The sequence below is a fragment of the Comamonas sp. C11 genome (assembly GCF_024496285.1).
GTDB classification, from domain to species: Bacteria; Pseudomonadota; Gammaproteobacteria; order Burkholderiales; family Burkholderiaceae_C; genus Comamonas; species Comamonas testosteroni_F.
Genome location: NZ_CP101743.1, coordinates 25,250 through 38,199, shown reverse-complemented (window position 1 = coordinate 38,199; position 12,950 = coordinate 25,250). Strand labels below are relative to the sequence as shown.

The 12,950-nt window shown below is 59.3% G+C and carries 8 protein-coding genes; 6 read left to right on the top strand and 2 right to left on the bottom strand.

Annotation, left to right across the window (positions count from 1 at the left end):
• Positions 1-54: 54 nt before the first annotated feature.
• Entirely contained in the window at positions 55-1,092 is a 1,038-nt protein-coding gene (locus tag NOX35_RS00145) for a recombination-associated protein RdgC (RefSeq protein ID WP_182285152.1), read from the bottom strand.
• Positions 1,093-1,353: 261 nt separating this feature from the next.
• On the opposite strand from NOX35_RS00145, the gene NOX35_RS00140 reads away from it, so the two are divergent.
• The 3 genes from NOX35_RS00140 to NOX35_RS00130 all read left to right on the top strand — a co-directional run bounded on the left by NOX35_RS00140 (position 1,354) and on the right by NOX35_RS00130 (position 4,010).
• On the top strand, positions 1,354-1,908 hold the full coding sequence (locus NOX35_RS00140; RefSeq protein ID WP_182285151.1) for a Spy/CpxP family protein refolding chaperone: 555 nt from the start codon (positions 1,354-1,356) through the stop codon (positions 1,906-1,908).
• Between the two features lie 217 nt (positions 1,909-2,125).
• Entirely contained in the window at positions 2,126-2,689 is a 564-nt protein-coding gene (locus NOX35_RS00135; RefSeq protein ID WP_182285150.1) for an acyloxyacyl hydrolase, read from the top strand.
• A 1,189-nt stretch (positions 2,690-3,878) separates the two neighbouring features.
• Positions 3,879-4,010, top strand: a complete 132-nt coding sequence (locus NOX35_RS00130; RefSeq protein WP_256495323.1) for a hypothetical protein — start codon at positions 3,879-3,881, stop codon at positions 4,008-4,010.
• Between the two features lie 151 nt (positions 4,011-4,161).
• Here NOX35_RS00130 and dinG read toward each other — a convergent pair whose 3' ends face one another.
• Entirely contained in the window at positions 4,162-6,333 is a 2,172-nt protein-coding gene (dinG, locus tag NOX35_RS00125; RefSeq protein ID WP_182285149.1) for an ATP-dependent DNA helicase DinG, read from the bottom strand.
• Positions 6,334-7,357: 1,024 nt separating this feature from the next.
• Here dinG and NOX35_RS00120 point away from each other — a divergent pair.
• Genes NOX35_RS00120 through NOX35_RS00110 form a run of 3 tightly spaced genes read left to right on the top strand, consistent with a single transcriptional unit; the run spans position 7,358 to position 12,928 of the window.
• Positions 7,358-8,521 (top strand): efflux RND transporter periplasmic adaptor subunit, encoded by a 1,164-nt coding sequence (locus NOX35_RS00120; RefSeq protein ID WP_256495321.1) that lies wholly within the window; start codon positions 7,358-7,360, stop codon positions 8,519-8,521.
• A gap of 20 nt (positions 8,522-8,541) precedes the next feature.
• Positions 8,542-11,655, top strand: coding sequence for an efflux RND transporter permease subunit (locus tag NOX35_RS00115; protein WP_256495320.1), 3,114 nt, complete (start codon positions 8,542-8,544; stop codon positions 11,653-11,655).
• Complete coding sequence (locus NOX35_RS00110) at positions 11,633-12,928, top strand: TolC family protein (protein ID WP_182285146.1); 1,296 nt, start codon at positions 11,633-11,635, stop codon at positions 12,926-12,928. The genes NOX35_RS00115 and NOX35_RS00110 overlap by 23 nt, the downstream gene beginning before the upstream one ends.
• The last annotated feature ends 22 nt before the right edge of the window (positions 12,929-12,950 follow it).

The window sequence follows — 12,950 nt, the reverse complement described above, 5'->3', positions numbered from 1 at the left end:
ATAAATACTGAATTCATTGCCTGGCAAGCGTAGACCGCTACATCATCCATAGCTTCAGAATGGAGCCTCTTCAGGAGCAGTGTCGGCGGGAGCTGTGGCCGGCCCGGTGACCGTTCCCTGGCTGCGCCCCTGTGCCAGGCGCACGGGCAGAGTTTCTGCGGCAGGCGCCGACGACAGCGATGCAGGCAGGCCTTCGCCCAGACCCGTGCGCCCCTCCCCGCCCAGAGCCTCGATCAGATCGGGAATCAGGCGCGACAGCTCGCCCGTGGCAATCGCCACATCGGTATCGAAACCGCCATCGTCCTGGCTGTTGCCATCCATCACTGCATCGAGCAACGCGATCTTCTTGATCTGCAGGCCTTCGCTGAGCACAAAGCTCACGCGGTCATCCCAGGTCATGGCCAGCTTGGTCGGCAACTTGCCATGCTCGATATGCTGGCGCACCTCGTCGATATCGAGTGGGTGGCGCGCATAACGCACCACGGCCTTGGACTCATCGGCGGCCTTGAGCTCGCACTCGCGGTCGATGGAAAAACCTGCGGGAGGCTCCTGCGTCATCAGCCAGTGCGCCATGGCGGCCTGCGGACTGGTCTGCGTGTCCAGCAACGCCACCGCAAAGCCTGGCAGGCCTTCGACCAGCAGAGTCACGATCTCGTCGGCACGACCTTGCGCACTGGTATCGAGCACCAGCGTGCGCGCCTGCGGATCGATCCAGACCCACATGCTGCCCTGCTTGGTGAAGGCCATGGGCAGCAGGTCCAGCTTGGCCTCGTCCTTGAGCTCTTTTTTCTCCTTCTTGCCAGGCTTGCGGCCCTCGGTCTTTTCGATGTGCTCGGCCTTCTCGTTGACCTTGCGGTTGAGCACGCTGGCCGGCAGCATCTTGGACTCGCTCATGAAGCGCATCACCCACTGGCCGGCCACGCTTTCCGCCAGCGGGCCATGCGGCTCGCCGCGCGGCGGCACCCAGCCCACGGAACGTTCCTGGGTCGCGCCGCACTCCTCAAACACCGTCTTTTGCAGCGCATCTTCCAGCAGCTGCAGATCGCCCTGCCAGCTCTCGGCAATGCGATAAACAATCATGTTCTTGAACATCAAAAACCTTTGCTAAACCTTCAATCGTCGCCAGCTCCTGCAGCTGGACCTCGCGGAAAAAATCGGCCGCCAAAGCAGCCCATGCATCCATTGTTGCGCAGTCGGAGCCACTCAAACTTATCAATACTTTACAGAGCGGCTGCAAAACCTCACGTCTCAGAAACATGGGAGGTCCACACTTCAGTCATCCGCTACCGAATGCCCATTCAGGAGCAAGACCAGGCGGCCACCACTTCCACTTCAACCGAAAAGGAAACAGACATGAACCGCTTTCGCCAGACATTGACCGGCGCTGCTGTTGCAACCGCCCTGCTCGCCTCGCTGAGCCTGCCCAGCTTTGCCCAGACTACGCCCCCCGCTGAGCAGCCTGCTGCAGCTCAAAAAGCACCTGAGCCGCACCAGCACCAGCGTGGTGACAAGCGCGGCGACCGCATGGAGCATATGAAGCAGCGCATGGAAAAACTCAAGGCCGATCTGAAGCTGACGCCTGCGCAGCAAGCTGCCTGGACCACCTACACGCAAGCCATGAAACCCGGTGAGCGCCCTGCCCCCGGCGACCGCGAAGCCTTTGCCAAGCTGACCACGCCCGAGCGCATCGACAAGATGCGTGAAATGCGCAACAAGCGCATGGCGGAAATGGACCGCCGTGCCGAAGCCACCAAGGCCTTCTACGCCCAGCTCAATGCCGAGCAGAAAAAGACCTTCGATGCAGCCACCCTGCACATGCATCACCAGCGCGGTGAGCATCATCATGGCCAGCATGGCGGCAAACCCGGCCAGGAGCGTCCCGCAGCTCCGGCCCCTGCAGCAAAGTAAGCCGAGCCCAATCGCCTTCTCCATAAAAGCCCCCGGTCGTCATGACCGGGGGCTTTTTTCATTTCGATATCAATTGGCTGACTACCAACGCAAGCGCTTGCCGACAGAACAATTATTCACAAGCTTCTAGATTCATATCCACAGAGGGAGCGAAATCAAGGCATTGTCAGAGCATCGATATCGCGACCAGATTCAAAACATTTAGATGGCAATTGACATGAAAAAACTGCAATTGACAACGAATCTCGTAATCCCGATGCTGGTCAGCCTGGGCAGCCCCATGCTTCATGCACAGCCTGTGCAAGCATCGACAGCAGCGATCTATCTGCAGTACGGCTCGGCAGAGCACAGCACCGACAGCTGGACAGGTGGCGTCATCCTCCCCTGGAACTGGAGCTACGCCCTTGGCTCGGGACGGATGACAGGTTTCTGGGATCTCTCCATCAGCCGCTGGTCGGCCGACTATCAGGGCAGCAATCGTTCAACCTGGGTTCTGGGAGCACAACCCACATTACGCTGGCGCCCCTCTCAAGGCCAGTCGCCCTGGTTCCTGCAAGCCGGCCTGGGCATGAGCTATGCCACCAACCACCGTTTCATCACCGATCACAAGGAATTTTCGACCCGCTACAACTTTGCCAGCCATATAGGCATCGGCTACCTGTTTGGCGAGCAAATGAAAAACGAGATCAGCCTGCGCTTCGAGCACCAGTCCAATGCAGGTATCAAGCGCCCCAATCCGGGAGAGAACTTTCTTCAGCTGCGATACGCACGTCACTTCTGAATTCCCGGGCCAGCGCAATCTGTATCGACAAGGCCGCCCAACGGGCGGCTTTTTTCATGCTTTGCAGCAGTCGCACGATCTGTGAATAAACATGGTGATAAAGGCCAAGGAAATTTTCGGTTTTCCACAGGCCGGCTGGCTTCTGGAAAGTTGTTCCCAAATCAAGGACATCGGCAGCCCATGTCAGGGCACAGACTTTGTGAAACTGTAAGTTGTTGATTTTTATTGAAATTACCTACTTATCAACAATTAAGTGGACTACTTACTATTACTACTAAGTAAAAAGATAAGACTAGAAATAACAACTTTGGTCGAAGTTTACACAGCAATCGGACATGGACTGAATAAAAAAAGAGGCCGATCAGATCGACTTCAAGAAGTTCTTGCTACATCACACCCTCGAAATCTGATGTGCCCAAGCACGGCTTCACCAGTTGTTCACTATAAAAATAGTAGCTAAAAACTCTTATATATCAATGTATACAGAGTATTTAATGGATATAGACGAATAAATGGATTTCTGTGGATAACAACCTATCAACTTTCATGTTTTCCACAAAAATACGGAAGCAGCCAAAGTTGTTCATGGATCAAGGACAGCAGCAACCGCCATTTGTCTCCATGTTTGTCATCACACAAGATGCTTGATTTACCTTGGGTTTTGGAAGTTATCAACAGCAGGGGCCAAGTCTTACTACTACGACTATATTTTTATAAAACTTCTAAAGAACAACTGAAGGTGAAGCCACGGGAAAGAGTCGAACCCATGCAAAATTGCGGTTGATCAGGTGCTCCAATCCCTTTGATTCAGAGGGAAGTCCAGAAAAAAAGGACTTTGGCCAAATTGACGCGCCAGATCTCGAAAAATTGGCGTAAGATGCGCCTCCTCAATGATTGGAGGTGGGGATAAATTCCCATTGAGGAGTCTTTGAGACGTTGGTTATCCACAGAATGTTATGAACAGCTGGGGGAAACTGTCCGGGGATGCGCGCCAGCGATAGCTGCCCGGATTCCGCCTTGTTCATTCAAAAAAATTCAATGATCTATAGGTCATTGTTTTCAAAGAATTTTTTGCTTCTGCCTGGAGCAGAAACCTGAGCGGATACGGCAAGCTCTGGGAAAGTGCAGCCATCCGTCGATGGGACGGAAACCACGAGCACCGGGAGTTGCCAACGAGTCGTGGTGATCAATGGTGCACAAGCCCGGCGGTATTGCTTCAGGCAAGACCTTGCGGGTCGGCAGCCAGGCAAGGCTGGATGCTGCTCGCAATGCCGAGCAACTGTTAGAAAAATTACAAATGCGCGGAGTGCGCCGGGACTGAGTGAAAGTGCGCAGGAAGGGCGCAGCAGCAGTGCAGAAAACAGCCATGCTGCGAAGCTCTGGAGCGCTGAAAACCAGCCTCAGGAATGATGCAAAAGAGCTGCGAAACGGCCTTGGATCACCTGCGTGAAAGGCGCGCTTCGTTCAGGACTTCAGGACATTGAAACAGGGCGCCGTTGCAGCGTGAAGGGCGGCAGGCCTTTGATGAGCAATTGGCCGTAGCTGGTGCCCGTCAGGCGGCGGTCATAGCAATACACATGGGCCTGGTCTTCCTCGGTCCGGATAGCGCGGCCCACCCACTGGGCCAGGCGAATGGCCGTGGCCGGCACCACCAGCTCGTTGAAAGGGTTGCGGCCGCTGCTGCGCAGCCATTCCGCTCGGGCTTCGCCAACGGGGTCATCGGGTGGCGCAAAGGGGAGCTTGGTGATGAACAGGGACTCGCATAGCGCTCCGGGCAGGTCCAGTCCTTCGCCAAAGGACTGCATGCCGAAGATGATGGAGGGCTCGCCCATGGCCACGGCCTCGCGGTGGCGTGCCAGCAGTGTCTGGCGGGGCAGGGCGGTCTGCACCAGCACCTGGTTGCGCATGCTGGTGGAAAGCGCATCCACGGCCTGGCGCATCTGCTCGCGGGATGTGAACAAGACCAGTGCGCCGGCCTCTATGCGGCTCAGATCGTTCAGCAGGGCCTCGACCATCTCCTCGGTAAAGCGGGCGGCTTCACGCGGGTCTGAGACCGTTTCACGGGCCACCAGCGTGCCCTGGCGCGCATAGTCGAATGGGCTTGGCACTTCCAGCGTGGTGACACAGTCGTCATTGGCCAGCCCCGCTTCGCGCAGAAAGAAGTCGAAATGGCCGCAACTGGTCAGCGTGGCGGATGTCAGTACCGCGCCGCGCACCTGCGACCACAGGTGCTGGCGCAGGGTGGAGCCGGGCTGTATCGGGCTGGCATGGGCCTTGACCACGATGAACTCACCGTCCATCTCCAGCGTGAACCACTTGGCATGGGGCACCATCTTGCCGTCGCCATCGCTCTCGTTGTTCTGCAGCAGCAATTGCGTGGTGTTGAAAATGGCTTCCAGCCTGGGCGCCAGGGCGCCAACCTGCGCATAGACGGTGGACAGGCGCTGCGCTTGTTCGGGTTGCTCCTTGATTTCGGCACGCAGGGCCTTGGAGACGGCACGCAGCGCATCCAGAAAGCCGTCGGCATGGTGCGCAATCTGTCCCAGGGGCTCCAGAAGCGCCTCAGGCAGCATTCCGCGGGGTGCCCGCACCCTGGCTGGCCCATAGCTGTCTTTCTGCGATTTGAGCGTCTCTCCGTAGTGCTCCATGACCAGTCGCGCCAGCTCCTGCATCTGCTGGCGCAGCTGACCCGCATGCTTGGGCACGTCGGCCAGCTCCTCGACTTCGGCGACCTGGTTCACGCGCAGCGCACGGCTGGCCAGCTTGTCGATCCAGCCCAGGCGGCTCAGATCCATCTCGCCGGCAAACTGGTCCAGAGCCGTGGAGGGCAGGTGGTGGGCTTCATCGAGCACCAGCAGACAGTTGTCCAGCTCGGGCAGCAGCTTGGAGCCCAGCGATGAAAGCAGCAAATCATGATTGGCGACAATGACTTGCGCTGCCACCAGGTCTTTGCGGCGCTCGTAATAGACGCAGTTGCCGAAGGCCGGGCAGTGCTTTCCCGTGCATGAAGAGGACTCGGCTGCCACGGGGCTCCAGGCCTCGGCCTCGGGCGGGGTCTCCAGCGAATCGCGGTCGCCGTTCCAGGCCTCCGTGGCCAGCGCATCGGCCATGGATTTGTAGAACTGCATGCGGGCCTGCAGCTCATGCTGAGGACGGCTGAACTTGGTCTGGCCCTGCTCATCGCCAAACAGATCGTCCATCTCGTCCTGTGCTTCCCCCGTACTCGCCAGACGTTCCAGCTTGAGCTTGCAGACAAAGCGGCCACGTCCCTTGGCCAGGGCGAACTTGAAAGGTTGGTCCAGCTTTTGTGCCAGGGCCGGCAAATCCTTGTTCACCAGCTGTTCCTGCAGCGCCACCGTGGCTGTGGAGATCAGCACGCGCGTGCCGCGCGACAGCGCCATGCGAATGGCCGGAATGCTGTAGGCCAGCGATTTTCCGACCCCGGTTCCGGCCTGCACGACAGCGATGGCACGACGTGGTTCCGGCTCGCCTTCATCGATTTTTCCGAGCTGGGCCTGGCTCAGCGTTTGCGCGATCTGGGCCGCCATTTTTCGCTGCCCATCACGACTGCGAAATCCCGGCATGGCCCCGACCACGGCATCAAAGGAATTCAGGGCCTCTTCAGCCCACTTTTTTTCATGCATTTCAGCGTTTTTTGAGACGCAAAGACGCTGTGCTTTTGCGACTTATAAGTATTCGTACAGAGATATGTATCAAATAAGATTGAATTTCTTATGCAATACGGCATACAAATCAGGGTGGTTTGTATGTTCTACAGCCGTATCCGAGGGAGTCGGCAGGTAGAACTTTTCCACTACTTGTATATGACTTGTTCATTGTAGTTGTGGATTCTGCTGGGTGCAGTTACCAAGAAACTTATCCACAGAAATAGCCGAAAATCGGCCTGTACATATCCTGGAGACAACCATGTATTTATCCCTGTGGATATGGTTGTTAAATTTTTATGAATAAAAAGATTTTTCTAGATTCTCGCTTTGCTGGAATTCTGCAGAAATGGCATGGTTTTCAAGTGCTGTGGGTAAGGTTGTTCATGGTTTTCTTCGCTCTTGCAGGTGGTGAAGCTGCAAATTTATCCACAAGTTTGTCGAAGGCAATGGCGCGCAGCTGTGGGCGGAAGATTACTCACCGGCAATGCTCGTCTCTCTGCTTTGTATGCAAGAGCGCCGGTTTCTGTTGAAATCTGTGTGCGAAGGAGGAAGAGGGCGAAAGCTATCCACCGCGTGGATAACTTCAAAGCTCATCTTTTGATAGTAGATATCCATTGACTATCAATCGATTGATCGTGTTTTCTCTGAAATTCAGAGGCAAGGCATGGATCGGCCTTTGATCATGAAGTAATGATGCTTTTGATACTCATGTATGAAAAAATACATGAAAAATGCCTGTTTTTTGAGCAAATTGCAGAAGGTATGCGTGAATTGCCTGAAAAACGGGCAATGCGGCCTGTCTGAAGGCTGATTTCCTGGTGTCAGGCCATCAGCGGGGTCTGGCTTGCTCTGCGGCCCCGTTCCAGTCCGTGCCCGGTCTTACCAAACCGTAATGCGTGTGTCATCCACGCTGCTGGGGGCTGTTCCTAGCATGGAGGCATCACTGCAAGTGAAGCCGCGGACCAGCTCGTCACTTGCCAGCCATGCAAAAGGGTGAACGATGAACAAAAGCCTTGTGGGACTGCCGGGAGCGGCACATTTACCAAACTGGACGTGGGCAAGACTGCCGGTGGTGGCTGCGGCCATTGCCGTGGCGGCTCTGTTGGGTGGCTGTGATGCCTCCAAGTCCACCGAGGAAGCGAAGAAACCGGTTGCACAGCTGCCCAAAGGCTTCATTCAGGTCAAGCCAGAATCCGTGAAGATGCTGGAGATCGCGCCTGTGGCCGATCCGCAAGGGGTGCAGATGGCCTGGGCTCCTGCGCATGTGGCGTTTGTCGAGGATCGTGTGGCCTCGGTCTCAGTGCCGTTGTCGGCGCGTGTCGTGGCTGTCAATGCGCATGTGGGCGATATGGTCAAGGCCGGTGATTTGCTGGCGACGCTGGTCAGCCCCGATGCACTGCGCACCCGCTATGACGTGGCTGCGGCCAAGACCGCACACGACGTGGCTGTGGTGGAAGCCCAGCGCCAGCAGACCATGGTGGACAAGGGCGTGGGTGTCGAGGTCGATCTGCGTGCCGCGCAGGCCAAGCTGCGTGAGACCTCGCAGGAGTTGGGCCGTGCACAGGGCACGGCAGCGCTGCTGGGCTCCGGTAGCGGTGATCGGATCGAGCTGCGCGCACCGCGTGCCGGCATTGTGGCCGAGCGCAAGGCCGTGGTGGGGACTGCTGCTGAGCCGGGAGCGGCGCTGTTCATGATTGGCGACCCCCAGGCCATGAATGTGGTCGCAGAGGTGTTCGAGTCCGATCTGCCCGGCATTCGTCTGGGCAGTTCCGTACAGGTGGAGGTACCGCAACTGCCCAAACCTCTCAAGGGCACGGTCCGTCATCTGGGAGCCACGCTGGACAAGGAGTCGCGCCGCGCTGCCGTGGTGGTGGAGCTGAGCGAACAGAACCCGGTGCTGCGTCCCGGCATGCAGGCCAAGGTGGGCGTGCAGTTGTCGAATCTGCAGGAGATGCTGATTCCCGTCACTGCCGTGCTCATCAAGGATGAAAGTCGCAGCGTGGTCTATGTGCAGCATGAGAACAACCAGTTCGAAGCTCGCGTAGTGACGCTGGGGCGTCCATCGCGCGGCATGGTGCCGGTGATCAGCGGCCTCAAGGTCGGTGAGAAGATCGTGGTGCGTGGTGGCCTGCTGCTCGACGGCGCGGCCAGTCAGCTGCTGTAGTCCCGGCAGGAGTCTGAACCATGCTGCGTTCATTTATTGCATTTGTCGTCCATCGCCGGCTGCTGGCGCTGTGCGCCACGCTGGCGATTGCCATCTATGGCGTCTATGCCTATCTGCAGACGGCCATCGAAGCCTACCCTGACGTGACCAATGTGCAGGTCGGGGTGATCACCCAGGCACCGGGCCTGGCTCCTGAAGAGGTGGAGCGCCAGATCACCCAGCCGCTGGAGCGCGAGCTCAACGGCACGCCGGGTCTGATATCGCTGCGCTCGGAGAGCTATTTCGGTCTCTCCATGATCAACCTGGTCTTCAACGACGACGCGAAGAGCTTCATTGCGCGCGCCGAGGTTTCGCAGCGTCTGCCACAGGCAGATCTGCCCAACGGCGTGACGCCTGAAATGGCGCCCGACTACACGCCGCTGGGCAAGATTTTCTACTATCGCCTGCAAAGCGACAGGCACACCCTGGCGCAGCTGCGCACCGAGCAGGAATGGCATGTGGTGCGCGTGCTCAAGCAGGTGCAGGGCGTGGCCGACGTGGTCAGCATTGGCGGCTTCGTCAAGGAGTTCCACGTTGAAGTGGACCCCGAGAAGCTCTACAGCCTGGGCCTGTCGCTGGATGATGTGAGCGATGCGCTGTCCAAGTCCAACCGCAACGTCGGCGGTGGCCTGATGCGCCGCGGCGAGCAGTCCTTCATCATTCGCGGTATCGGCCTGTTGCGCAATCCGCAGGAGATTCAGGATGTGGTCGTTGCCATGCGTGGCAAGGCCCCCGTGACCATCGGTGACGTGGCGCGTGTCGCGCAGTCGCATACGCCGCGTCAGGGCTCGGTGGGCATGGACGACCAGAACGATGTGGTGCAGGGCATTGTGCTGCTCAAGCGCGGCGCCAACCCCTCCATCGTGCTGGATGACATTCATGCCAAGGTCGAGGAGCTCAACAGTGGCGGCCTGCCTGAAGGCATGCACATGGTCACCAACTATGACCGCTCCGATCTGGTGGGCCATACGCTCAAGACCGTGCAGCACAACCTGCTGTTCGGGGCCACGCTGATCGTGGCCGTGCTGTGGCTGTTCCTGCGCAGCCTGCGTGGCTCGCTGATCGTGGCCACAGTGATTCCGCTGTCGCTGCTGGTGGCTTTCATCGGCCTGCACTGGCTGGGCATGCCTGCCAATCTGATCTCCATGGGTGCCATCGACTTCGGCATCATGGTGGACGGTGCCGTGGTGCTGGCCGAGAACATCATCCGCAACGCACGCCAGCGCAAGCCGCAGACGGCCAATGACATGCGCCACATCATTGTGGATTCGGCAGTTGCCGTGGCCAAGCCCACGCTGTTCGCCATGGCCATCGTGATTGCGGCGCTGATTCCCGTGTTCTCGCTGCAGAGCATCGAAGGCCGCATCTTCCGTCCGCTGGCCATGACCTACAGCTTTGCTCTGCTGGGTGCGCTGGTGTTTGCCATGGGACTGGTGCCTGCGCTGTGCGCCCTGATGCTCAAGCCCAAGCATGTGATGGTGGAAGAGCCCAAGATCTTCGACCGCGCGCATCATGGCTACCAGCACTGGATCGCCAAGGTGCTGGGTGCAGCCAAGCGCCGCACTGCGGTGATCGCCGTGTTCGTGAGCGTGCTGGTGGTGGCCGGGGTTTCAGCCAAATGGCTGGGCACCGAGTTCCTGCCCGAGCTCGATGAGGGCGATGCCTATGTGCTGGTGCAGATGCCTGCCTCCATCTCGCTGGAAAAAGGCCAGGAAGTGCTGCGCGATGTGCGTCTGCGCCTCAAGGTGTTCCCCGAGGTGATCACCGTCACCACGGAGCAGGGACGCCCCGAATCGGGCACCGACAACGAGACGCTCAATCTGGCCAAGGTGCTGGTGCGCCTCAAGCCCCATGGCGAATGGCGCAAGGGCCTGACCAAGCCCGCGCTGATCGAGGAAATGCGTGCGACGCTGGGTGAAATTCCCGGTGTGGCCTTCAACTTCGCACAGCCTATTCGCGACAGCGTGGAAGAGTCCACATCGGGCGCGCGTGGTCAGGTGGTACTCAAGCTGTTCGGCCCCGATATTCCCACGCTGCGTGGCATTCTTCAGCAGACCAAGTCGCTGGTGAAAGGCATCGACGGAGTGGTTGACCTGGACCTGTACCGCGATGCTCCGGCACCTCAGGTGCATGTGCAGTTCGATCGCCAGGCACTGGCGCGCCAGGGCATTGCCATGGAAGACGCGCAAAAGACGCTGGAAGTGGCCTTGGCAGGCAATGTGGCCACCACTCTGTGGGAGGGTGAATTCCCCGTGCCGGTGCGCGTGCGTCTGCCCTATGTGGACCGCATGGACGAGGAGCGCATTCGCAACATCGCCATACCGCTGCCCGATGGTGGTTCGGTCCCCCTGGGATCGGTAGGTACGGTCAGCATGAAGATCGGCAACTCCTCCATCTTCCGCGAAGGCAATGCGCGCTACATGGCGCTCAAGTTCAACGTGGAAGGCCGCGACATCGGCTCGGTGGTGAAGGACACGCTGGCCACCTTCAAGCAGAACGTGAAGCTGCCCGAAGGCTACCAGGCCGTCTGGGGCGGTGAGTGGGAGAACCAGCAGCGTGCGGCTGCACGCCTGAAGGTGGTGGTGCCGCTGTCTCTGGTCATCGTCTACGCCCTGCTGTTTGGCGCGCTGGGCCAGGCCCGCAGTGCCGGCATCATCCTGCTGTGCGCGCCGTTCGCCATGGTGGGCGGCATCGCCGCTTTGCATCTGGCACACATCGAGCTGTCCATCAGCGCGGCCATCGGCTTTATCGCCTTGCTGGGTCAGGTGGCCCTGGCGGGCTTGCTGGTGGTCTCTGCGGTCGAGGATTTGCGCCGCCAGGGCATGCCCTTGATGCAGGCGCTGATCGAAGGTGCAGCCGAGCGCATGCGCTCCATCATTCTGGTGGCGTTGCTGGCGCTGCTGGGCCTGCTGCCCATGGCACTGTCTACCGGCGTGGGTAGCGAAACCCAGCGCCCCTTTGCCTCGGTCATCGTCGGCGGCATGGTGGTGCTGCCTCTGGTGGCACTGGTGCTGCTGCCGGTGCTGTATGCCTTGCTGGGCCCCAAGAACATGTTGACGCAGGAAGAACGTGATGAAAGCGCTCAAGATGAATAAGTGGCACTCTCTGGCCATGGCCGCTGCACTGTGCTGCGGTGCTTTCAGCGGCACAGGCCATGCTGCCGAGACTATGGATGCAGCCGCGCAGGGCAATGCTGCAGCGGGCCGTATGGCGGCCCCTGCACAGCCTGTGACCCTGCAGGAATATCTGCGCATCGTCGTGCAGAACCAGCCCAATCTGGCGGCAGATCGCATGCAGCTGGATCTGGCCAAGGCAGACAGCAAGACGGCTGCCACCATACCCAATCCCGCCATGCACTACTCCAGCAAGCGCGGAGAAAAGGAATGGGGTGTGGAGCAGGCCATCCCCATCTTCGGCCAGCGCGGCATGCGCATCGAGAATGCCAGGCTGGGCGAGAAGGCCGCTGCGGCCAATGCCGATGTGGCAGTCGCCGTCACCATGAGCGATGCAGCCCATGCCTTCAATGAGCTGCTGGTGGCACAGCAGCGCTATCAGGTGTGGTTGGCTGCCCGTGATGAGCTGGAGAAGGCAGGCAATATCGTCAAGGGCCAGATCGAAGCCGGCACGCGCAGCCGCTATGACGGCGCGCGCCTTAACCTGCAGCAGGCCCAGATGAGCATGCAGGTCAGCAAGGCTCAGGCCGCATTGCGGGATGCCGCATCGCGCGTGGCCAGCATTGCGGCCTTGCCGCAATGGCAGGTGCGTGTGGAAGGCAGCCTGCAGGCCACTGACATTCGCAAGGCAGCCAGCTACGAGCAGCTGTGGAACCTGGCGCAGACCCAGTTGCCGAGCCTGCGTGCCGCGCAGGCCGAGCTCGACAGATCGCGTCAGAAAATCAAGCTGGAGCAGCGTGAAGCATTGCCCACGCCATCCTTTGGTCTCTCCCGCATCCGCAACAGCGTGGATGGCAGCTTCAACCAGGTGGGCGTGAGCGTGGAGATCCCGCTGTTCGACCGTCGCCAGGGCCCTATCGAGCGCGCCAAGGTTGAGGCCGATCAGGCCGAACTGCGCCGTGATGCGGTCGTGCTTGCCGCTCAGTCCGAATTGCAGCGTGCCCTGCAGCAGCTGTCGCTGCGTCGAACGGCCGTGCGCGATTACGAGAAGGAAGGGCTGGCGCAGATTGCGCCACTGCACCAGATGGCACAAGACGCCTACAAGCTGGGCAAGGGTACGATTCTGGAGCTGATCGATGCGCTGGGCTCGATTACCGAGCACAGGCTGGAGCATCTGGAGCTGGTCAAGGACATGCTGGATGCCGAGTGGGAAGTGCGCCAGGCCAGCGGCGATCTGCCACAGGTGCAGCCTTGAGCGAGGCGAGGGAGATGGCACA